Raw genomic sequence first — 24021 nt, 5'->3', positions numbered from 1 at the left:
AGGCTAAAAAACATACATCACACAGCAACAGGGGCTTTGATATGAGGGTGTGGAGCGTAGTTTGTTAATTCAAAATCATCGAATTGATAGTCAAAAATCGACTCAGGTCTGCGTACAATAGTCATGGTCGGCAGCGGTTTTGGATCACGACTTAACTGCAGTGCCGTCTGTTCCATATGATTAGAATATAAATGGGTATCGCCACCCGTCCACACAAAATCACCTAAGGCCAAGTCACATTGCTGGGCGACCATCATAGTTAACAAAGCATAACTGGCAATATTAAATGGCAAACCAAGAAACACATCACAACTACGCTGATACAGCTGACAAGATAATTTGCCATCGGCTACATAGAACTGAAAAAATGCGTGGCACGGTGCCAAAGCCATTTTATCCAGTTCGCCCACGTTCCACGCAGAAACGATAAGACGGCGAGAATCTGGCTGAGATTTTATCTGGGCGATAACTTGCGAAATCTGATCGATAGCATCACCACTCTGGGTTGGCCAACTGCGCCACTGGGCACCATAAACTGGGCCCAAATCGCCATTATCATCGGCCCATTCATCCCAAATGCTGACCTTGTTTTCGCGTAAATAGGCAACGTTAGTTTCCCCCTTCAGAAACCACAGCAATTCATGGATGATAGAGCGCATATGGCATTTTTTGGTGCTCACCAAAGGAAAACCTTTGCTCAAATCGAAGCGCATTTGATAGCCAAATACCGAGCGAGTCCCAGTACCTGTGCGATCCGATTTATCCACGCCTTCGGCTAATATGTGCTTCATTAAGTCTAAATACTGTTTCATTGCTGCTTACCTTGCTTACGAAAAATCAAGTACAAACCGATTAACACCATAGGCACAGAGAGTATCTGCCCCATAGTCATAAATCCCCAGTAAAGTCCCAACTGTGTGTCGGGTTGCCTCACAGTTTCAACCATAATACGGAACATACCGTAACCGACTAAGAACATACCAGAGACTGCACCGACTTTATCGGTACGTTTGCTAAACCAGTAAAGTAATAGGAATAATGCTACGCCTTCAAGGGCGAACTGATACAACTGGGATGGATGACGTGGGTCAGGCCCACCAGTTGGAAACACCATAGCCCAAGGCAGATCAGTGGTTCGTCCCCAAAGCTCGCCGTTGATAAAGTTACCAATACGACCAGCGCCTAAACCAATAGGCACAACAGGTGCCACCATATCGGCGACAGCAAAAAAAGTACGTTTTTGTTTCCACGCGATATAGAGCATCGCCGTAATCACGCCCATCAAACCGCCGTGGAAGGACATGCCACCTTCAGAGATTTTAAATAAATAGAGGGGACTGGCGAGGAAATAATCGAAATGATAAAAAAGCACGTAACCGATACGGCCACCTAAAATCACCCCAAGAAAACCATAAAAGAGTAAATCTGAGACTTGCTCCCGCGCCCATATCCCCTTTGAACGGTCGGCTTGGCGGTTCAACAACCACATGGACGCAACAAATCCGACTAAATAGGTAAAACCATACCAACGCAGTGCCGGTTCAAAGGTTTGTCCAAAAAGATTAAACGGTCCAAATGAAACGATCACGGGATCGATATTGGGGAAACTCAACGCCATAACACATCCATTAGCAGCCTCAAACTGAGATAAACATAAAAACTAGGTCAGAATTAACTTAAGGCCGACACATAGAAGTAACAATGCAAATATCTTTTTAAGTACAGGTGTTGGCCAAGTGCTCGCCGCTTTTACCCCCACAGGCGCCATCAAGACAGAAGTGATCACTAAACCAAACAATGCAGGTAAATAGATATAGCCTAAGGTACCATAGGGCAACTCAGGGGCATTCATACCTGCAATAATATAGCCGAAACTGCCAGAAAGAGAGATTAAGAAGCCCATCGCCGCAGAAAAGCCCACGGCTTGACGCATCTGTAAACCATAAAAAGTCAAAAATGGCACTATCAGTATACCGCCACCTATCCCGGTCAAACCTGCCAAAACCGCAACAAAAGCCGATACAACAAAAAGCACTACTGAATTAGGTAATTGACGATTTGATTCGGCCTTAACGGGATAAGCCATTTGAATTGTCATTAAAATCACAAAGATGGCAAAACCTTGTTGTAACTTATCAGCGGGAATACGCTCAGCAATAAAACCTGAAGCCAGCGCGCCTATAATCAGGCCCGGTAACATTGATTTGAATAAATTCCAAGGCACATTGCCACGCTTATGGTGGGCACGTGCCGACGAAATAGAGGTGAGAATAATGGCTGCTAGCGAAGTGGCAATTGCAATATGGGGGAGCTGAGTAGAGCTAATACCGACCGATGGCAAAATATAAAGCAGTGCAGGCACCACAATCAAGCCGCCACCGATACCTAATAATCCTGCCATAAAGCCGACAAATGCGCCTAAAGCCAAGCAAATAAAGAACACCAACAACAAACTATCCACACGAGTACCTACAGCGTGATAAATTGAGGGCCTTAGCTTAAAGCAAAACACAGCATTAGTTAATTAAGAATTGTTGCAAGACCCTGCTGGGTCAAATATTCTTTAACCAGCTCACGCACTTGGAAGCCGTTTGATAGGCTCAGCGCTTTAGCAAGTAATTGATCTAAATCGGCCCGCGCAACACGACGCAATAGATAATTGATCCGCGCTAAACTGCCCTGATTCATACTCAACTGATCGTATCCCATAGCCACCAGCAAAATGGCCCCCATAGGTTCGCCCGCTAACTCTCCACAGATACTAATATCGAGTTTATGGTATCGACAATCGAGGTGCGCCTGATGCAAAGCCCGCAATATTCCAGGATGATAACTGTCAAATAACGAGCTCACCCGCGGGTTATTACGGTCAACAGCCAGTAAATATTGGGTTAAATCATTACTACCAACAGAGACAAAATCCACTCGTTTTGCCACATCATCCAACTGATATAGCATGGCGGGCACTTCGAGCATAATGCCTATTCGTGGCATCACTATGTCGCTGTTAACATCGTTTTTTAATTCGACATAGGCTTGTTGCAAATATTCTAAGGATTGATCGATTTCATCTAAGTTGCTGACCATAGGCAGCAAAATACTTAACTGTTTACCGTCTCCCCCAGCCTGTAGCATGGCCCGTAACTGCACCAAAAACAGCTCAGGATGATCCAGAGACAAGCGAATACCGCGCCATCCAAGGAAAGGATTGTCTTCTTTAATCGGGAAATACGGTAAAGGTTTATCGCCTCCCACATCTAAAGTACGCATCACCACAGGTCGACCGGACGCTGCCGATAAGACCTGTTGATAGACTTTGACTTGCTCAGATTCACTCGGGAAGCGCTGTTGCAACATAAAAGGAATTTCAGTGCGATAAAGCCCAATACCGTCGGCGCCCTCTGCAATTTCAGAGGCCACACCACTGAGTAATCCCGCATTGAGATACAAGCGAATACGTGAACCATCTAAGGTTACAGAAGGCAGCGCTAATTCTTGGGCATACTGGCGTTGCAAGGCTTTTTGTGCCGAAATAAGGCTACGATACTCACCGACAATAGCGGGTGATGGCGACACCAATAACTGACCACGGCTTGCGTTTACGACTAGAAGTTTTTGGTCAATATTGGCAGATAACAGTTGCTCGACACCTGTGATTGCAGGCACACCTAAGGCGCGGGCTAAAATGGCGGCATGGGAGTTTACGCCACCAAGCTCCGTGACAATACCCGCAAGCTTTTGCCTTGGGAACTCAGCCAACATAGTCGCATCGGCTTCACGGGTAATGAGGATTACAGGTTTATCGGGCTCAAGCTCTAGACGTTCTGGCTCAATAAGTTGGCGCAATACTTTTTGACCTAAGTCGCGAATATCGCTAGCCCGCTCCTTAAGGTAAGGGTCTTCCATTGCTAAAAACTGTTGAATATAACGTAGAGACACTCGGCTCACCGCCGACTCAGCAGCCCAGCCTAATTGCACTTCACGGGTATATTCGCCGCCTAAACTAGCATCATCGAGCAGTAACTGTAATGCATTGAAAATGGAGACAACTTCGTCATCTTGCTCACGATCAAACCGTTGAGATAAGGCACCTATCGCTTCTTTACAACGCACCATAGCCGTGGTTAAGCGACTCGATTCATAGGCAATATCGTCAGAACGCACCTCAGGCTGTTCAAGGGGGATTTCCCCACCAAGTACGAAGGCATACGCAATGGCGATACCGTTTGATGCTGAAGTACCTTGAAACAGAATTTGTTGATGATGGGAGCTGACTTGTGCTTTTTGTTTTAACCCACGCACTGCCATCGCTAATTGGGCGGCGAGGGTCATCAGGAAGGCTTCTTCGCCCTCACTGAATTGACGAGCACTCGCCTGCTGTACCACTATCACCCCAACCACAGCCTTCTGGTAGATAATAGGTACAGCTAAAAAAGCGCGGTATTCTTCTTCGGCGACTTCAGGAAAAAGCTTAAACCTTGGATGAAGCCGAGCATCCGCTAAATTAACGGCCTCTTCTCGCTGGGCAGCGAGTCCAACTAAACCTTCAGTCAGCGGCATACGTACTCGACCAACGGCGCTTTTTTCAAGACCATCGGTTGCAGATAACACGAGTTCTTGCTCTTCTAGGATATAGATGGAGCAACATTGGGTTTCCATCGCCGCTTTAGTCGATGAAACTAAGATTTCTAATGCGGTTTCCAAACTGTGGGCAGATGCCACAGCCTGAGTAATATCCCTAAGCGTATTTAACACTGTTTTCAATCCTCTTTTGAAAATCAGCCCGTTGTTTTTTGTCTTCCCCGTTTCCTAGGTATTTCTAGGGTTTGGAATGACAATGCCGTTACCGCAAACTCTTTCATCACCTTACGATAAACATCACGCTTAAATGACACGACTTGCCGCACAGGATACCAATAACTTACCCAGCGCCAATCGTCAAATTCAGGATGCCCAGAAGAACTCAAATTAATCGCACTATCTTGGCTTTTCAGTTGTAACAGAAACCACTTTTGTTTTTGCCCGATACACACAGGTTTACTGTCTTGTCTGACTAAACGCTTTGGCAAACGATAGCGCAACCAAGAACGGGTCGAGGTTAATATATGCACGTGTTCAGGTCTTAGGCCCACTTCTTCATACAACTCACGGTACATCGCCTCTTCTGCTGTCTCGCCATCATCGACGCCACCTTGAGGAAATTGCCATGAGTGTTGACCGAAACGTCTAGCCCACATGACTTGGCCATATCTGTTACAAATTATAATGCCCACATTTGCGCGAAAGCCGTCGCTATCAATCACATGGACTCCAAATCACATTAAATTTTAATAAACTGATTGTTTCATAAAGCTAGTCTCTCAGCAAACCTCTATTTTATCCTAAGCTTTGGATAACATCTGACTTAAAAGACATTTATCAACAATGCTAGGGGATGGAATCCGGGGATATCCACATTTTCTGTGGATATCTCTGTTTGAAACTCAGGTGAACTTGTTATAACGTTCAAAAAACATCTATTTACCATCGTTTTTAAAATTTAGCGTTAAAACTTAATAGCAAACAAATTCATAAACTTGCACATTAATCATGATTTATTTTAGACTAAAAAACCAATAAAGCTCATTATTTGACCAGCAAGAGGTATTTCTATCATTCTCGCGATATTACTCAACTTTATACACAAATAGTGTCCACAACTGTCCACAAAAGCCAGAATAAATGCACTTTATTCGCATTGACTTAGGATTTTTATTAGGTTAAGAGGCTCACTTTCCTGAGTTATCCATAATATCTGTGGATAAGTATGTGGGGAACGCAAGGGAAAGCAGAGAGTAACTTTGAACACTTTTTTGCAAAACGGGGGTTAACACGGATATAAAATTTAAAATCAGTTACTTAGAATAAAAACATTCGGTACAAGTTCACTCCCCCTGTAGTGCTCGTTTTTTAACCGCCATTGCTAAGCGGTTATTTTTAAGTAAAATCCAACCATGAATCGAATTATCCCCCCCGAAAATCTATCTGAACTACTCGAACGTGCCAACATGATGGCGGGCGTGAGTTTGGCGCAGATAGCAAGCCAAAGAAGCATTCGTGTCCCCAAGGATCTTAAACGCGATAAAGGTTGGGTCGGTCAATTAATCGAAATGGAATTAGGCGCAACGGCGGGTTCTAAACCTGAGCAAGATTTTCTGCATTTAGGGGTCGAGCTTAAAACTATCCCCATTGATACACAGGGGCGACCACTGGAGACCACTTATGTCTGCGTGGCGCCGCTATCGAATATCCAAGGATTAACCTGGCAAAACAGCTTAGTCTGCCATAAGTTACAGCGAGTACTTTGGGTACCCGTTGAAGGAGAGAGGCATATTCCTGTGGGTGAGCGCCGTATAGGTACACCAATATTGTGGGAACCAGATCCGCACGAGTTGCAATTACTGCAACAGGATTGGGAAGAGATCATGGAGCTTATCGCCCTCGGAAAAGTAGAGAGGCTTACAGCGCGTCACGGCGAAGTGCTGCAATTGCGACCTAAGGCCGCGAATAGTAAGGCGTTAACACAAAGCATTGCCGAAGATGGTAGCCTCAAAATGACTAACCCTAGGGGTTTTTATTTAAAGACCAGTTTCACTGCTATGATACTTAATAAGGTATTTGGTTAATTTTTAGTAACGATATGGACTTGGATTGATCCAGATCACAAATTTCACTGGCACTAAGGTGACTCTTTTCTATAAACTACGGCATCCTGAAATCACAGCCGTATTCGGATACCAATCAAGCAGTGAGAGCACGTAGACAAGCGAAAAAACTCCTTTTTGCGATTTTAGCTTGGGCGATTGCCATGGCTGCATTCGTGTTTTTTCGATATGCCCAATCACCAGAGCTGCCCCAATGGGCGGTAAGTTCGGCTGATCTCGCAACACTTGCTATCTACATGGGGATTATTTTCGGCAGCTTACATTGGATGTCGAACGTCATTGCCGATTTCAGTGCAATCAATCGCCTCCCCTATGTGTTTTCAGTCATCTTTAAGGGCTTGTTTTTATTACTGGGTGCTACGACGTTAGCTTACATGACTCAGTTTTTAAATATGTGGGCCATCGAAAATCACATGTCGACCCTCAGACAAATGCTGACGGCGCACATTCTCTATAGTCCTTCATTCCAAGCATTGATCGTATATTTGGTCGTTGTACGAGTCAGCTTAGCTTTTGTCGAGCAAATGGCATTATTAGTCGGGCCGCGTATTTTACTCAACATAGGCCTTGGTAAATACCACAAGCCAAGATACGAGCAGCGCTTATTCCTCTATTTAGACATGGTCGCCTCAACCACACATGCCGAATCACTTGGCGATTACCGCTTTAGTCGATTGATCCAAGACAGCTTTAGTTTACTTTCAGATACAGTGTCCAATAACGAAGCTGAAATCTACCGCTATATGGGAGATGCAGTGCTGCTTCACTGGCCATTAGAAGAAGGGATAGTTCACGACCGCTGCATGAATATTTATTTTGAATTTAGCCAACAACTGAACTGGCAACGCCGCTACTTTGAAGAGCATTATGGCTTTGTGCCGAAATTTAAAGCGGCGGCCCATTGTGGCCAAGTCGTCGCTGCAGTTGTTGGTGTACAGAAACAAGAAATTAGTTTCTTTAGTGACGTGCTCAATACCTTAGCAAGACTGCAAGATCAATGTAATCCACTAGGACAGCGCATGTTGATTTCAGGCGCACTCGCAGGACGTTTAGATAACCCCAACACTCAGTATCACCTATCAAATCTAGGCCCAGTCAAACTCAAAGGGAAACAACACTCAATTGAAGTGTTTGGCGTTTCCCCGCTCTGATTTGTAATCGACTTTAAGCTTTAGCTTGAATTAATGCTTTGCAGTTACAGTCAGTTTATTCCTCGTCCTTAGCTAATAATTTTTGGATCATTAAACCTAAAGTGCGGAAAGTTAAGATCCGACTGGTGGTTTGACGCCAGACAAGGCCGATATCACGGTAAGGTGCCTCACCCGGTGGCGTCATCACCACTAAATCTGTGTCATTCAAAATACCCGCGTCAATGGCCATTTGCGGAAGAAACGTGGTGCCCAGTTTACTGTTCACCATCTGCACTAAAGTATGCAAACTGGTGGCGGCAAACGGATTGACTTTCGCACTATCACCTAGCTGACATGCAGTAATAGCATGGCCTGTGATGCAATGCTCACTTTGCAGAAGAAAAATACTCTCGTCCGGCAGAGTTTGATAATCAATAGGTTGATGTATGCCACCCGCTAAATCTTTGTGGGCCACCATTTTGAAAGGATCTATGCCCACTTTCATGCTGTGGTAACCGCTAGTATCAACGGGTAGCGCTAGGATTAATAAGTCCAGCTCTCCTTTCCCCAAAGCATCTAACAAACGCTCAGTGGTATCTTCCTTCAATAATAAACTCATCGCCGGATAAGATTGCTGACACTGGCGGATCACACGACTCAATAGAAAAGGCGCTATGGTTGGAATACAGCCTAAGCGAATATCCCCCGTCATCGGCTCACCTTGATTTTTCACTAATTCCACCAAATCATCCACATCAGTGAGAATTTTACGGGCGCGCTGCACCACCTCTTCACCAATGGCGGTAAACATAAATGACTTATGGTCTCGCTCAATCAACTGATGCCCTAACTGCTCTTCTAGGTTTTGTATCCCACTTGAGAGCGTTGATTGACTGACGAAACACACCTTAGCGGCGCGGTTAAAATTCTGCTCTTGATGGAGATTCACCAAATAGAATAAGTTTTTTAAGCTAGGTAAACTTTTCATTTTCTCGATTGCCATGAAGGTTATGAATTAAGAAATTAAATCTACTTTAGCATAAGTGATGAGCAATAACGCGGCATAAGATATCAGGATTGTGACCCGAATCGATATTCAATCGGTTCGCCGTAAAACTTAAGTGGGAGTAACAAAATAAGATGGGAAAAGCGCTAACAAGAAAATGTCGAAAACAATAAACTTAATCGTAAAACCAATGCAAGATTCACTCAATTGAGCGCAACAATAGACATTATCGCTGCGCCTTAACTTACCTTAGCAAGTAATATTTTATGCTTTGGCTTGGAGGAATAACTTTAACTGTTGTAAATCTGCACTCGCGTGTTCAACGATGTCAGCAACCCAAGAGCCATGTTCAGCATCCCATCTTGCTTCTTCGCCATGCTGTAATAACTGGGCGATCTGCTGAATACGTTTTAACCCCACAGAACCTGCAGCACCTTTAAATTTATGTGCTTCTGAACATAAGGTATCTTTGTCTGCTGCGTCGTTAGCTTTCACTAGATTTCCAACATATTCAGGCATTAACTGCTCAAATAACACCACACTCTTGAGTAAGGTACCGGCACCAATGGCGCTGCAGTACTGTTCGAGAGTATTGAGATCTAGGATTGCTTCTAATTCAACTGTGGCCATAAGGCCTCCCTTAAGTGGTTCAATGCTTAAAACGAATTTATCACATGATACCCACTAAAATTGTCAGTGCAACTTATAGCGATATTCATGGTCTAATTCAGATTAAAATTAACAAAAAACAAACTAATAGTCGTAAATAAACGCTTACGAAATAATAGCGACGACATAACATTTAGGGAGTAAATTTATCCCACTAACTTGCCTCTATCGTTGCGCTAATGCGTGCCCTTGTCCACCATAAAGCTGCAAATTATCCACAATCGCCACCAATCCATCCCAACGATAAGCACACCAATCGGGTGCTAATAGCATAGGTTTTTTCGCATAAGCGGTGACACGGTGAAAAATAACTTCTAAGGGGGTATGGCGGATCATCTCGCCGACACTGCGGGCATAATCCTCAAGACTCAATAAAGGTAAGCGCCCACTTCGCCACGACTTAGCCATAGTGCTACCTTCGACGATATGCAAAGGATGTAGCTTCAAACCGTCAACACCCTGCTGCAATACAGCAGCTAAAGTCGCCATATAATCGCTATGGGTTTCATCGGGTAAGCCAAGAATAAGATGAGTGCACACCTTAAGACCGCGAGCTCTCGCCCTAGACACAGTGTCACAATAACAGGCGAAATCATGGCCACGGTTAATTCTACGCAGTGTTTCATCTTTGGCTGTTTGCAACCCGAGCTCTAACCACACATCGACACCATTTGCCTGATAGCGCGCCAGTAAATCCAGTACATTATTCGGCACACAATCGGGGCGAGTTCCTACACATAAACCGACTATCTCGCCATCTTTAACCGCTTCATCGTACTTAGCCATTAACACTTGATATTCATCGTAAGTGCTAGTGTAAGCTTGAAAATAAGCAATAAATTTATCGGCTTGTGCCTGAGGCTTCGCCTCACGATAGCGGCTCTTACCCTGTTCGAGTTGCTCAGTAATACTCAATACATCAGCGGTTTGATGGCTAAATGACGCCACATTACAGAAAGTACAACCTCCACGCCCTAAAGTGCCGTCACGGTTAGGGCAAGTAAACTTAGCATCAATAGTGAGTTTTCGCAGTCGGGTGCCATATCGCGCCTTGCAAACAGCACCAAAGGTGTTCACATATGCATCAAGCCCCATCAGAGCACCCACCAAATTTCATATCGCTTCATTGAGAATAACCAAGATAAAATCACAAATAGAAAAGAAAATACGTGAACAAATAGAAGAAAAAGCTTAGTGTAAATAAGGTAGCGAGAGTTTTCTTGGCGCTACATCAAATTCCCGCCTGGCTCATACCGTTATTATCATAAATGTGCGCATCCTCAAATTAGCCAGCTTACCGCTGAGATCTTGCTCACATCAAAAATGAATAACAATTCAACAATTTTAATTTTTTATCTATTTACTGTGTTTGCAATAAAAATCACTATTTCTAAATCAAAAACAATCCCATCAGCATGTTACACCTTGGTAAATATTGAGTTTGATAGTTTTTAAAATTCTTTTTATTCATAATGTTATACGGCACATTTTACTGTTGACGTTAACGTAAGGCAATTGTGATTTGTGTATGAAACATGAATTAATACCCATGTTTTATGCAAATTTTTGGTTTGACCTTTATTGAATCTCAGGCTAATTTGGGTGGTTCGGGTGCATATCTATAGAAAGTCTTTACATTTTCTCCCCGAGTAGTAATCAGTTGAGGTCTAGGGAGGTTTTTGTATGAGCTTATATCATCCCAGTTTTGAGCGGGACAATTGTGGTTTTGGGTTGATAGCACAGATGGATGGCGAAGCCAGCCACCGTATAGTGCGCACGGCAATCCATGGTCTAGATCGCATGAAGCACCGAGGGGGCATTGCCTCCGACGGTCGCACTGGCGACGGCTGTGGTTTATTAATGCAATTACCCGTGCAATTTTTTGAAGCGATTGCCGCGGAAAATGATTGGCATTTGAGCAGAAAATTTGCCGTAGGTATGCTGTTTTTAAGTCGAGATGATGAACTGGCTGACCAAGCCAAGTTTATTCTTGAGCGCGAACTCGAGCGTGAAACCTTAAGTATTGCAGGCTGGCGCAAGGTGCCTGTCAATCCCGATGTGTTAGGTGAAATTGGCAAGGCTAGCCTGCCACAAATCTATCAAGTGCTGATCAACGCCCCCATTGGCTGGCGTGAAAAAGACTTGGAACGTCGCCTTTATATGGCGCGTCGCCGCCTAGAGCAGCAGATCATCGACGACAAAGACTTCTATGTCGCGAGTTTGTCAGGCCAAGTTATCGTCTATAAAGGTCTGATGATGCCTGTAGACTTGCCCGCGTTTTATCCCGATCTCGCGGACATTCGCTTAAAAAGCTCTATCTGCCTATTCCATCAGCGTTTCTCAACAAATACTTCTCCTAAATGGCCATTAGCTCAGCCGTTTAGATATTTAGCCCATAACGGCGAAATCAATACGATTACGGGTAACCGTCAATGGGCCCGCGCCCGTGCCTATAAGTTTAATTCGCCGCTACTGCCAGATTTGCAGCAGGCCGCTCCCTTTGTGAATGAAACAGGCTCAGACTCTTCATCTTTAGATAACATGCTGGAAATGCTGTTATCTGGTGGCATGGACTTATACCGTGCCATGCGTCTATTGATCCCGCCTGCTTGGCAAAGTAATCCAGAAATGGATGACGAATTAAAAGCCTTCTACGACTTTAACTCTATGCACATGGAGCCTTGGGATGGTCCGGCTGGTATTGTGATGACCAACGGTCGCCATGCCGCCTGCGCCGTAGACCGTAACGGTCTGCGTCCATCGCGTTATGTGATCACAAAAGATCGTATTTTGACCTTAGCTTCCGAAGTCGGAATTTGGGATTACGCCGCCGATGAAGTGATTGAAAAAGGCCGTGTTGGGCCTGGCGAATTGCTGGTATTAGATACCTTGAACGGCCGCCTGTACCAATCTTTTGAAATTGATAACGATCTTAAACGCCGCCACCCTTACAAAGAGTGGATGGCGAAAAACAGCCGTACTTTAACGCCAGCGGAAGATTTAGCCTCAGAGCAGCACGGTGCCAGCGAGTTAAGCCCTGAACTATTGCTGCAATACCAAAAACAATTTGGCTATACCCGTGAGGAATTAGAACAAGTCATTTGGGTATTGGCGAAGCAAGGTGAAGAAGCCACAGGCTCCATGGGCGACGACACACCTATGGCGGTATTGTCGAAAAAGTCACGTTCACTGTATGACTATTTTAGGCAGAAATTTGCTCAAGTAACGAATCCACCTATCGACCCCTTACGTGAAAAGCACGTCATGTCGTTGACCACTTGTATTGGCCGTGAACAGAACCTCTTCAATGAAACGACTGGGCATGCTTACCGGGTAATGTTCAATTCACCTATTTTATTATTCAGTGATTTTAACCAGTTACTGGGATTAGATAGCACTTACTATCGCGCCAATATTGTCGATTTAAATTACGAACCACAGGAAGGCTTAGAAAGTGCCATTCGCCGTATCACAGCCGAAGCCGAGCGTTTAGCCCGCAGCGGCACGACTTTGTTGATCCTTTCGGATAGAGCCATAGGTAAAACGGCGCAAGTGATCCCCGCGGCCATGGCGGTCGGTTCTGTGCAACAAATGCTGGTGAATAAGAGCCTGCGCTGCGACACCAACATTATTGTTGAAACCGCATCGGCGCGAGATCCGCATCACTTTGCTGTATTGCTTGGCTTTGGTGCCACGGCGATTTATCCGTATTTAGTGTATGAGTCAATTTCCGAACTGGCAAAACGCCATGACTTAACCGATACCACGGCATTGATGTTGAACTTCCGCTACGGCATCGAAAAAGGCTTGCGTAAGATCATGTCCAAAATGGGCATCAGCACTGTCGGCTCCTATCGTTGCAGCCAACAATTTGAAGCCATAGGCATTGCCAGCGAAGTGATCGAACTGTGTTTTAAAGGCGTAATTAGCCGCATCGAGGGTGCAGGCTTTGCAGACATCGCCCAAGACCAAGCTATTCTGCACAAAGCGGCCTACCGTGCCCATGTGCCATTACCGCAAGGTGGCCTGCTGAAATACGTTGAGGGCGGCGAGTATCACTGCTTCAACCCTGATGTGGTCAACACCTTGCAAGCGTCATTGATTGACAAAGACTTCGCGAGCTATAAAAAATTCGCCGAACTCGTCGACAATCGTCCCGTGGCCACACTGCGTGACTTAATCGGTATTAAGGGCGCGCAAACATCGATTGATGTCGCCGATGTAGAAGCGGCATCAAATCTATATTCACGTTTTGACAGCGCCGCCATGAGTATCGGCGCCTTGAGCCCTGAAGCCCATGAAGCACTGGCTATCGCGATGAACCGCTTAGGTGGCCGCTCGAACTCAGGTGAAGGTGGTGAGGATGCACGCCGCTTTAATACTGAACGCAACTCAGCAATTAAACAGATTGCCTCGGCACGCTTTGGCGTCACGGCGCATTATCTAGTTAATGCCGATGTGTTGCAGATTAAAGTCGCCCAAGGGGCAAAACCCGGTGAAGGTGGTCAGTTACCCGGCCATAAAGTGAGTGTTGAAATCGCCGGACTGCGTCATGCACGTCCTGGTGTGACCTTGATTTCACCGCCGCCGCACCACGATATTTACTCTATCGAAGATTTAGCCCAGCTGATTTTCGACTTGAAGCAAATCAATACTAAAGCGCTGATTTCAGTGAAACTTGTGTCAGAACCCGGTGTGGGCACTATCGCCACCGGCGTGGCCAAAGCCTATGCGGACATGATCACGATTTCAGGGTATGACGGCGGCACAGGTGCTAGCCCAATTACCTCAGTGAAATATGCGGGCAGTCCATGGGAGCTAGGGTTAGCCGAAGTGCATCAATCGCTAGTGGAAAATGGTCTACGTCATAAAATTCGCCTGCAGGTCGATGGCGGCTTAAAAACCGGTACCGATGTGATTAAAGCCGCGTTATTAGGCGCCGAAAGCTTTGGTTTTGGTACTGTGCCTATGATCGCCCTAGGTTGTAAATACCTGCGTATTTGCCACTTGAACAACTGTGCGACTGGCGTAGCAACGCAAGATAAAAACCTGCGTGACAACCATTACCATGGTCTGCCAGAGCGAGTGATGACTTACTTTGAGTTTGTTGCACAGGAAGTACGTGAATGGATGGCGACCTTAGGGGTGAGCAAGTTTGAAGACTTAGTCGGTCGCAGTGAATGGTTATATGCCCTCGAAGGCCAAACCGCGAAGCAACAAGGCTTAGATCTGTCACCGATTTTGTATCAACCCAAGGTGCCTGCAACCTCGTCACGCACTTGGCAAGAAACCAATCCACCGGCCGATTTAGGGCTGCTTAACCAGCATTTATTAAACGAATGCCAAAGCGCTGTCGATAAGTGCGAGAGTTTCGATGCCGCTTACAGCATCAACAACACAGACCGTTCCGTTGGCGCGACGTTGTCAGGCTATATCGCAAGCACACTCGGCGTCAAAGGCACCAAAGCACCGGTCAAACTGAGCTTTAACGGCAGTGCCGGCCAAAGCTTTGGCGTGTGGAACAGTCCTGGCCTTGAGTTAAAACTCTGCGGCGATGCCAACGACTATGTGGGTAAAGGCATGTCTGGCGGCCAAATCGTCATCTACCCGCCAATTGGCAGCCCGTTCCAAAGTGAGCGTAGCGCCATTGTCGGTAACACGTGTCTTTACGGCGCGACGGGCGGCAAGTTCTTCGCCGCAGGTCAAGCAGGCGAGCGTTTTGCAGTCCGTAACTCTGGGGCGATTGCTGTGGTTGAAGGGCTTGGCGATAACGGCTGCGAATACATGACCAGCGGCATTGTGGTTGTCCTTGGCAAAACAGGGGTGAACTTCGGCGCTGGGATGACAGGCGGTTTTGCCTATGTGTTCGATCAATTCGGCCGCTTCAATCGCCGTGTGAATACTGAGCTTGTCGATACTCAAAAACTCGAATCACCTATTCATCAACAACATTTAAAAGGTCTGATTGAAGCCCACGTGGCCGAAACGGGCAGCGAACATGCCAAGATGATCTTAAGTGATTTTGGTAACTGGTTAGATTGCTTCGTATTAGTAAAACCTAAAAATATTGCCGTGGCCGATCTGCTCAAATTAGAGAAATCGAGCCCAGAATTAGTTGTAAAAGCGGGGTAATGGCGCATGAGTAACGATTTTCAATTTATTGAAGTGGGTCGTAAAGACCCCGCTAAACACCCTGCGGCTAAACGTGCGACTCAGTTTATTGAGATCTATCAGCCTTTTGCTCAGCCTCAAGTGGCTGAGCAAGCGGACCGCTGTTTAGATTGCGGCAATCCTTATTGTGAGTGGAAGTGCCCGCTACACAATTATATTCCTAACTGGCTCAAGCTAGCGGAACAAGGTCGCATCATGGAAGCGGCAGATTTAGTACATGAGACCAACACTCTGCCCGAAATCTGCGGCCGTGTTTGTCCACAAGACAGACTCTGTGAAGGTGCTTGTACTCTGAACGACGACTTTGGCGCTGTCACTATCGGTAATGTCGAAAAATACATTACCGACACAGCGATCGCCCAAGGCTGGCGCCCCGATATGAGCAAGGTCACGCCACGCCCTGAACGAGTGGCGATTGTCGGTGCGGGTCCTGCGGGTTTAGGCTGCGCGGATATTCTGTCTCGCAACGGTGTTAAAGCTGTGGTCTTTGATAAATATCCACAAATTGGTGGTCTACTCACCTACGGTATTCCGTCTTTTAAACTCGACAAAGCCGTTATGGCGACCCGTCGCAGTGTATTAGAAGGCATGGGCATTGAGTTCAAACTCGGTGTCACTGTCGGTAAGGACATCCCATTTACTAAACTGCTCGAAGAATACGATGCCGTCTTCCTCGGTATGGGCACCTATACCGCGATGAAAGCAGGCCTTGAGGGTGAAGATGCCCAAGGCGTATACCAAGCCCTGCCCTATTTGATTGGTAACACCCATCATTTAATGGGCACCCAGAATACTGAAACGCCCTACCTGAACCTTGAAGGTAAACGTGTGGTGGTATTAGGCGGTGGTGATACTGCGATGGATTGTGTGCGCACAGCCGTCAGACAAGGTGCCAGCAGCGTAGTCTGTGCTTACCGCCGGGACGAGGCCAACATGCCAGGCTCACGTCGTGAAGTGCAAAATGCGCGGGAGGAAGGCGTTAGCTTCCTGTTTAACCGTCAACCTGTGGCGATTAAAACCCAAAATGGCAAAGTGATCGGCATTGAATGCGTCGAAACAGCCATGGGCAAGGCCGATGCAAGCGGTCGTCAACGCGCCGAAGCGATTACTGGTAGCGAACAATTGCTCGAAGCCGATGCCATTATTATCGCCTTTGGTTTCCAACCTAGCCCAGCACCTTGGTTTGCCGAACACGGTATCGAGCTCGATCAATGGGGCCGAGTCAAAGCGAGTAAGTTAGATGAAAACCCATTCCAAACCACCAACCCGAAGGTGTTTGCCGGTGGTGATATGGTGCGTGGTTCTGACTTAGTCGTGACAGCCATTGCCGAAGGTCGCGATGCCGCCCAAGGTATTCTTAATTACTTAGACTAAGCGCTATAGATTAAGCGCCAACGTGTTTGTTTTACAGGTAAAAAACATTTTACCCTTGTCATTTTAACAAGCACTCCAATGGCTGGACTCGTGCAAACGAGTTCAGCCATTGGCTAGTGACTTATCGCAATCGGTTGATGGATAAAATAGATAGATGAAAGCGTGCATCTTAGGAGCGCACTTTTTTCGTTAACCCTCCCGCGTTTTACCCCGCGATTATCAAGCAATCCCAATCTCGCCATAACGACTGCATAAAACTGTGTGGTATATTAGCCAGCATTCCCGTGTCCCACTCTTTAAGTGTTGAATCAAAAAGGTCTCCCATGAAAATTGGAATTATTGGCGCAATGGAGCCAGAAGTCGCTCACCTGATCGCCGCCATGACAAATGCGACATCGCAAACCATTGCTGGTATTGAATTTATTGCTGGTACTCTCGCGGGTAAAGACGTAGTAGTGACTCGCTCAGGCATAGGTAAAGTCGCCGCAAGTATTGCGACCACGCTACTCATCGAAAAATATGCGCCGGATGCGGTGATCAATACTGGTTCTGCCGGTGGTTTTGTGGATTCGCTGGCCATTGGCGATATCGTGATTTCTTCTGAAGTGCGTCACCATGATGTGGATGTCACCGCCTTTGGTTATGAAATTGGCCAAATGGCGCAGCAACCTGCTGCGTTTATTCCTGCCGCACATTTAGTTGAAGCAGCCAACAAAGCGATTGCTCAACTGGGTGAAGTCAAAGCGATTGAAGGTTTGATTTGTACTGGCGACAGCTTTATTTGCGATCCTGTTCGCACCCAAGCCATGCTCAAAAACTTCCCGACTATGGCTGCCTGTGAGATGGAAGGCGCGGCAATCGCTCAAGTTTGTCATCAGTTTGGAGTGCCATTTGTGGTGATCCGCTCTTTATCGGATAACGCCAACAATGACTCGCCAGTGGATTTCGACTCTTATATTGTCAAAGCGGGTTATCACTCGGCTCTGATGGTGATGTTGCTGCTTGAGCAACTGAATCCTAGCGCAATAAAATAATCACTTAAGTGGAAAGTACCGAATGCACACCTCTTTTTATCAACAACTTGTCGAGATAGATGGCGCTTTGTTTGAAGGCTTTTTGGTACTTTTTTTTGCTTTGTTATTGGCGCGGTTAGCGCCATTACCACGGGAAATGCAGCCGCTTATTTGGTTTGGCCATTTAGCTAAGCAACTCGCCGCCAAGGTAAATCGCCCAGAACGCTCTCCAAGCCAACAAGCCACAGCAGGCTTTTTAGCTATGATGCTGTTACTGTTTCCGTTTTGGGCCATTATCACCTTTTTGCTCGAACTGGCCGCCTTTCCATGGTTTTTCGAATTTTTGGTGCTTTATCTATGCTTAACCGATGCAGGGTTTAGCCAAGTCGCCGATGAAATCGCTAAAGCCTTAAAACGTGGAGACAATGCCAGCGCAAAAAAGCTTTTACAGCCTTGGGTAGTGCGCGATACCGATAGTTTGTCGGAAATCGGCCTAGCCAAAGCCACCATAGAAAAACTCGCCACAGCGCCTATTTACGGCACAGCATCGACCATTTTCTTTTTCGCTATTGCTGGAGCACCGCTAGTGCTAGCTGTGCGAATGCTCAAACAACTCGAATTGAGCTGGCCGCCCATTCAACCAAAGTATCAACATTTCTGCAGTACTGTGAATGGTGTATCGATTATCTTGCTGGCGATTCCGGCTTGGTTGTGGAGCCTGTCGCTCGCCATTCAAGGCGGGCCTAAGGCGTTTGCAAAACTTTTTAGAGCCCCTAAAAATCATCACGCTATTCGAGGTTATGTTCTCAGTGTGAATCTCGTGGCCAGTATTTTGAGAATCGAGCTCGGTGGACCACAGAAGTTTGCTGGCGTGCGTATCAATGTGGATAAATTGTGCTACGGTCCGCAGCCAACCTGTGATGACATCACGCCTGCAATTAAGCTGACCTCACGTGCCTGTGCTATCTGGTTTAGCTTTATCATTATACTGCCCTTGTTATGGGCAAGTTTACGTTGGTTACAAAGCCTGTGATATGATGCCGCATTATCTCAACGTGAAGTTAAAGGCTGACCATCTTGCTCGAAAACATGCATGTTTCATTAACAACACCTGCGTTGTTATTTCCTGCTATCTCATTGTTATTATTAGCTTATACCAATCGTTTTTTTGCCTTAGCCGCATTAATCCGAAATTTAAGCAATGGTGAAAAACCCGTACATAAAGATCAAATTAAGAACCTGAGCCAGCGTATTACTATCATTCGTCGAATGCAGGAAGCAGGCGTGTCAAGCTTTGCCCTATGCGTACTGTGTATGATTTTTATCTATATAGGCTTTAATAAAACCGGCTCAGTGATTTTTGGCGCTAGCCTACTGCTCTTGCTCTATTCACTGATTTTATCTGTGATTGAAATCCGCATCTCTGTTGACGCATTAAATATCCATATCAAAGAGATGAGTAAATGAGCCAGTGGATCTACTTTTTTGATTTATGGGGTACCGCTGTATTTGCATTATCCGGCGCACTTGCCGCTGGACGCCATAGAATGGACCCCTTTGGCGTTATCGTGCTCGCCTCGGTTACCGCTGTCGGTGGTGGCAGTATTCGTGATGCCTTAATTGGTGCAACGCCAGTGTTCTGGATCCGCGACCCGAATTACATCATAGTGATCCTCGCGACCGTGCTCGTCTGTTTGCTATTAGTCCGTCGCCCTCGTAAGGTACCCGAGTATATTTTACCCGTCGCAGATGCCTTTGGATTGGCCCTCTTTACCGTGATAGGTGCTGAAAAGGCCCTCAATATGGGCTTGAGTGGGATGATTGCCGTCGTAATGGGCTTGATCACTGGCGTGGGAGGAGGCATTATTCGAGACTTACTGTGTAGACAAGTTCCTATGGTCTTACGCACAGAAGTCTATGCCACAGCTTCGATCATAGGTGGTATCGGCTATACCGTGAGCTTAGCCTACGGTATGGGCGAAAAAATGGCGCTGTTTCTGGCGATGGCCAGTGCCCTGTTAATCCGCTTAAGTGCCATCAAGTGGCATCTTTCATTACCGGCCTTTGATCTCAAGACCAAGAGGGAATAGTTTGCGAATATTGTGTTTTATTTTGTGCCTCATTTTTGTTCCAGCCCTCAATCCTGCAGCGGCGCAAGCCAACTCAGGTGAAATGCCACAAGAACAGCAGTTAGCCGTAAAATATATGAATGCGCTGACTGAACACGACTATAAGACACTGCGAAAATTCTATAACCGCGAAAGCGTCTTCTTCGACAAAACCGCCAACCGAAAATACACTGGCGGCCGCTTCATCATCGACTTCCTTGAGCGCGCCCACGAGGGCGTGCTCGAGTACAACTTCAACATAGAACACATGTATAACGCAGGCTCTTTAGTAGTGATGATAGGTAACTATCATTTCAAGGGTCCAGGTGAACAATTTGGCAAACCGGGGAAAATCATCGATGTTGCGATACCTGGTGTGACAAGCCTTAAGATCGACATGCTCAATCGCAGAGTAACGGAACATGTCGACCTAATCGATTACCAGACCATGTCAGACCAATTAGCGATGCAGTAGTCACAAAATTTATCCGTCTTTGAAACTTGATCCCTAAAAACGAGTCGAAACTAACAATGAGTCAATACCGCTGCGTATTTCACCTTTGAAAAATTGACTGAGCCGTTTCGTTTCAATGAGGTTTGTATGAAGTTTTTTGGATTGATAGCCCTTCTCGCCCTTAATGGCTTAATACTGGCCCCCAAAGCACAGGCTTTACAGCCCATTATCGTTTCCTACGCCGTTCAGCCAGTAAGCCATTTTAATCAACAACTACGTACCGCTCAGGCGCAACATCAGCCTTGGTCGGAAGATCCCAATAAAATCAGCAGCCAATATGCAGGCAACAAATTTACCTTAGTGCGAACTCAAACCAATAAAGACGGCATTTTAACCTATCAAGTGAGCGAGCTTTCCAAGCAGCATCCACAGATGCTGTTGATTATCTCACTGAAACAAAACGCTAAACTTTGGCAGGTAAGTTCGGCCCAATTGGCATGGAAATGCAGTGGTGGGCAACACTTTGGCACCGACAGATGTAATATCGCCGAGCATGAGGCCAATACAGCGCCTTAATCTTGTATTATCAAAAGATTCAAAAACAAAGAGCGCCCTAAGGCGCTCTTTTTGTTCGTTTAAACTTACTGTAGCGTAAACCTAACTAAACCAACGTCACTTTGGCAAACTTACGTTTACCGACTTGGAATACAGCAACAGTACCCGCGAACAAAGTCATACGGCTATCTTCTAGCTTTTCGCCGTCCATCTTCACCGCGCCTTGCTTGATCATCCGCATCGCCTCTGAAGTCGACGACACTAAGTCTGCGTCTTTCAACAGATTGGCAATCGCAATACCTTCACCCGCAACTAACTCAATTTCTTCGATATCATCGGGGATCATGCCCTTAGAACGATCGACAAAGGCTTGATGCGCACTTTCGGCAGACGCTGCATCGTGGAAACGTGTGATAATTTCCTTAGCTAAGGCGATTTTAATGTCACGTGGGTTAGACCCATTCGCCACATCTTGCTTAAACTGTTCAATTTCAGCCAGTGGGCGGAATGACAGTAGTTCAAAGTAGCGCCACATCAAGTCATCCGAAATTGACATCAGCTTGCCAAACATTTCGTTGGCAGGTTCGCTCACGCCAATATAGTTATGCGCCGATTTAGACATTTTCTTCACGCCGTCTAAACCTTCGAGCAGCGGCATCATGATCACAGCTTGTGGCTTTTGGCCTTCGGCTTTTTGCAGTTCACGGCCCATTAACAGGTTGAACTTTTGATCTGTACCACCCAACTCAACATCGGCCTGCAGCGCAACTGAGTCATAGCCCTGAAGTAAAGGATACATAAACTCATGAATCGCAATCGACTGACCCGAGGCATAACGCTTCTTAAAGTCATCACGCTCCATCATACGAGCCACAGTTTGCTTAGACGCGAGACGGATCATACCAGCGGCGCCCAATGGCTCTAACCAGCTTGAGTTGAATTCGATACGAGTCTTAGCAGGATCGAGGATCTTGTAAACCTGTTCTTTATAGGTTTCCGCGTTCGCTAAAACTTGTTCACGGGTGAGCGGCGGACGTGTGCTATTTTTACCACTTGGGTCCCCCACCATACCAGTAAAGTCACCAATCAAAAAAATGACTTCATGACCTAACTCTTGGAATAATCTTAATTTATTCAAGATTACAGTGTGTCCAAGATGGATATCCGGAGCGGTAGGGTCAGCGCCTAACTTAATACGGAGTGGACGTCCTTCTTTGAGTTTTTCCAGCAGATCCGCTTCGAGTAAAATCTCATCGGTACCACGTCTAATTTCTGCTAATACTTGGTCTAAATCAGCCATCTCGGCAGGGACTCCTAAGGCCATGATCATAAAATGAAGAGACTTATGTTACTTGTTAGCCACCACAATTGAAAGTGTGTACACTAACGGGATTATTTAAGTCTCTGGTTATTGGTATCGGCGTCAATGGGAAAGGTTATAACGTTATTTAAATTGTTGCCTAAAAAGCATCAAATTCTCCTTAGCATTCTTTCAGTTATCACAATGATAACCATGCTTCTACCTTCTGAAGAAGCGCAAGCTTCAAGACAAACCACTAGCATTGATGACCAAGCTCAAATCAACACCCGTTATGATGTGCCCTTAGCTTTTCGCTCGCCTGAACGCCCTGAGTTGCCAGAAGGTCAAACAGATAATGCTCCGACAACGGCTGAACCGTTATCCTCACCCGATGCGCTTGCTGCAGGTGGAGTCAATAATCAAGCCGCAGGATCCCACGAAAGCGCTCTTCACAGAGATGTCGAACATTTTAACGTCAAAAATGGTGATACTTTAGCTGCGGTATTTGATCGCGCTGGCTTAACCAGCAAAGATGTTTATGAAATCACCCAGTTGCCTTTAGCCAAGCAAAACTTACTTAAGATAATGCCGGGCGAAGAAATTGTGATTTCAAAGGATGCAAACGGTAATTTGACTGAAGTGCGTTATCGGGTCGATGCTATTTCCACGCTAGTCATCACTAAAAGCCAAGAGCAATACAACGAAAAAATCTCCGAAAAGGATGTGGAAATCCGCAACCATTTCACCAGTGCCAAAATTAAGAGCAATTTCTGGAATGCCGCCGTCGATGCAGGCATGTCTGCCAACCAGATATTACAATTATCGACCGTATTCGGCTGGGATATCGACTTTGCCTTAGACTTACGCGAAGGCGACAGCTTCGCCATTATTTACGAGCAAGAATATGCCGATGGTGAATTTTTGCGGAATGGTAATATCTTAGCTGCAGAATTTGTTAACCAAGATGAGCGCTATACTGCCATTCGCTATACCGACGGTAACTATTATTCCGAAAATGGCACTAGCATGCGTAAAGCCTTCCTGCGCTCACCGGTCGATTTTAAGTATGTCAGCTCCAACTTTAACCCAAGACGTTTGCACCCAGTGACAGGCCAAGTCAAAGCCCATCGCGGTGTAGACTATGTCGCAGCCATTGGCACGCCCATTAAAGCTGCGGGTAGTGGACGCGTTATTGAGTCTGGTTATAATCAATTCAACGGTAACTATGTGTTTATCAAACATAACGATACCTATACCACCAAATATCTACACCTCACAAAACGTAATGTCAGCAAAGGCGCCAACGTTAAGCAAGGACAAATTATTGGTACTTTAGGTAAAACAGGCCGTGTCACTGGGGCTCATTTACATTACGAATTTATCGTCAATGGCGTACACCGCAACCCGAGAACGATTACGCTACCGAAATCCGAATCAATTGCGAGAAAAGAAAAAAATCAATTCGATGCACTTAGCAAGCAATTGATGACTACACTTTCGCAAAACAAGCAAACGCAATTGGCAATGCAATAACGAC

Annotated in this window: 20 protein-coding genes; 11 read left to right on the top strand and 9 right to left on the bottom strand. The window is 46.0% G+C overall.

Annotated elements, in window-relative coordinates; all coding sequences use genetic code 11:
• Positions 1-17: 17 nt before the first annotated feature.
• Genes thyA through rppH form a run of 5 tightly spaced genes read right to left on the bottom strand, consistent with a single transcriptional unit; the run spans position 18 to position 5303 of the window.
• A complete protein-coding gene (thyA, locus tag KO537_RS06160) occupies positions 18-812 on the bottom strand; it encodes a thymidylate synthase (protein WP_105249861.1) in 795 nt (264 codons plus the stop codon).
• A complete protein-coding gene (gene lgt / locus KO537_RS06155) occupies positions 809-1618 on the bottom strand; it encodes a prolipoprotein diacylglyceryl transferase (RefSeq protein ID WP_173246133.1) in 810 nt (269 codons plus the stop codon). Before lgt ends, thyA begins: the two co-directional genes overlap by 4 nt.
• A 42-nt stretch (positions 1619-1660) precedes the next feature.
• Positions 1661-2461: a sulfite exporter TauE/SafE family protein gene (locus KO537_RS06150; protein ID WP_113940671.1), complete on the bottom strand. Its 801-nt coding sequence runs from the start codon at positions 2459-2461 to the stop codon at positions 1661-1663.
• Between the two features lie 59 nt (positions 2462-2520).
• A complete protein-coding gene (gene ptsP, locus KO537_RS06145) occupies positions 2521-4755 on the bottom strand; it encodes a phosphoenolpyruvate--protein phosphotransferase (protein WP_105249864.1) in 2235 nt (744 codons plus the stop codon).
• 23 nt (positions 4756-4778) lie between these two features.
• Entirely contained in the window at positions 4779-5303 is a 525-nt protein-coding gene (gene rppH, locus KO537_RS06140) for an RNA pyrophosphohydrolase (RefSeq protein ID WP_006080762.1), read from the bottom strand.
• 690 nt (positions 5304-5993) lie between these two features.
• Between rppH and mutH the strand changes: the two genes are divergently transcribed.
• Complete coding sequence (gene mutH, locus KO537_RS06135; protein WP_131523041.1) at positions 5994-6665, top strand: DNA mismatch repair endonuclease MutH; 672 nt, start codon at positions 5994-5996, stop codon at positions 6663-6665.
• 122 nt (positions 6666-6787) lie between these two features.
• A complete protein-coding gene (locus KO537_RS06130) occupies positions 6788-7855 on the top strand; it encodes an adenylate/guanylate cyclase domain-containing protein (protein ID WP_105249866.1) in 1068 nt (355 codons plus the stop codon).
• 55 nt (positions 7856-7910) lie between these two features.
• Here KO537_RS06130 and oxyR read toward each other — a convergent pair whose 3' ends face one another.
• The 3 genes from oxyR to KO537_RS06115 form a co-directional block, all read right to left on the bottom strand.
• A complete protein-coding gene (gene oxyR, locus KO537_RS06125) occupies positions 7911-8822 on the bottom strand; it encodes a hydrogen peroxide-inducible genes transcriptional activator OxyR (RefSeq protein WP_028760839.1) in 912 nt (303 codons plus the stop codon).
• A gap of 282 nt (positions 8823-9104) precedes the next feature.
• A complete protein-coding gene (locus KO537_RS06120) occupies positions 9105-9470 on the bottom strand; it encodes an Hpt domain-containing protein (RefSeq protein ID WP_028760840.1) in 366 nt (121 codons plus the stop codon).
• Positions 9471-9674: 204 nt separating this feature from the next.
• Complete coding sequence (locus tag KO537_RS06115) at positions 9675-10604, bottom strand: TIGR01212 family radical SAM protein (protein ID WP_219234063.1); 930 nt, start codon at positions 10602-10604, stop codon at positions 9675-9677.
• Positions 10605-11192: 588 nt separating this feature from the next.
• Between KO537_RS06115 and gltB the strand changes: the two genes are divergently transcribed.
• The 8 genes from gltB (at position 11193) to KO537_RS06075 (ending at position 21205) form a co-directional block, all read left to right on the top strand.
• Complete coding sequence (gene gltB, locus KO537_RS06110; RefSeq protein WP_173246138.1) at positions 11193-15641, top strand: glutamate synthase large subunit; 4449 nt, start codon at positions 11193-11195, stop codon at positions 15639-15641.
• A 6-nt stretch (positions 15642-15647) separates the two neighbouring features.
• Complete coding sequence (locus KO537_RS06105; RefSeq protein ID WP_219234062.1) at positions 15648-17054, top strand: FAD-dependent oxidoreductase; 1407 nt, start codon at positions 15648-15650, stop codon at positions 17052-17054.
• A gap of 323 nt (positions 17055-17377) precedes the next feature.
• A complete protein-coding gene (locus KO537_RS06100) occupies positions 17378-18088 on the top strand; it encodes a 5'-methylthioadenosine/adenosylhomocysteine nucleosidase (protein WP_173246143.1) in 711 nt (236 codons plus the stop codon).
• Positions 18089-18110: 22 nt separating this feature from the next.
• Positions 18111-19100 (top strand): cobalamin biosynthesis protein, encoded by a 990-nt coding sequence (locus KO537_RS06095; protein ID WP_028760845.1) that lies wholly within the window; start codon positions 18111-18113, stop codon positions 19098-19100.
• Between the two features lie 56 nt (positions 19101-19156).
• The gene (locus KO537_RS06090) at positions 19157-19534 is read left to right on the top strand and encodes a DUF2721 domain-containing protein (RefSeq protein ID WP_012088590.1); all 378 of its coding nucleotides are present in this window, start codon (positions 19157-19159) and stop codon (positions 19532-19534) included.
• Positions 19531-20157, top strand: coding sequence for a trimeric intracellular cation channel family protein (locus tag KO537_RS06085; protein WP_105249873.1), 627 nt, complete (start codon positions 19531-19533; stop codon positions 20155-20157). Before KO537_RS06090 ends, KO537_RS06085 begins: the two co-directional genes overlap by 4 nt.
• Before the next feature lies 1 nt (position 20158).
• Positions 20159-20650 carry a nuclear transport factor 2 family protein gene (locus KO537_RS06080; protein WP_028760847.1) on the top strand — a complete coding sequence of 164 codons (492 nt, stop codon included), beginning with the start codon at positions 20159-20161 and terminating at the stop codon, positions 20648-20650.
• 126 nt (positions 20651-20776) lie between these two features.
• Positions 20777-21205, top strand: coding sequence for a hypothetical protein (locus KO537_RS06075; RefSeq protein ID WP_028760848.1), 429 nt, complete (start codon positions 20777-20779; stop codon positions 21203-21205).
• An 85-nt stretch (positions 21206-21290) separates the two neighbouring features.
• On the opposite strand, the gene tyrS is transcribed toward KO537_RS06075, so the two are convergent.
• Entirely contained in the window at positions 21291-22484 is a 1194-nt protein-coding gene (gene tyrS, locus KO537_RS06070; protein ID WP_173246149.1) for a tyrosine--tRNA ligase, read from the bottom strand.
• 126 nt (positions 22485-22610) lie between these two features.
• On the opposite strand from tyrS, the gene KO537_RS06065 reads away from it, so the two are divergent.
• Positions 22611-24017 (top strand): peptidoglycan DD-metalloendopeptidase family protein, encoded by a 1407-nt coding sequence (locus KO537_RS06065; protein ID WP_173246152.1) that lies wholly within the window; start codon positions 22611-22613, stop codon positions 24015-24017.
• Positions 24018-24021 lie beyond the last annotated feature (4 nt).

Source organism: Shewanella sp. NKUCC01_JLK, assembly GCF_019345615.1.
In the GTDB taxonomy this organism is placed as follows: Bacteria; Pseudomonadota; Gammaproteobacteria; order Enterobacterales; family Shewanellaceae; genus Shewanella; species Shewanella oncorhynchi.
Note: the sequence above shows the minus strand (reverse complement) of the source record. Positions and strands in the feature narration are given on the sequence as shown.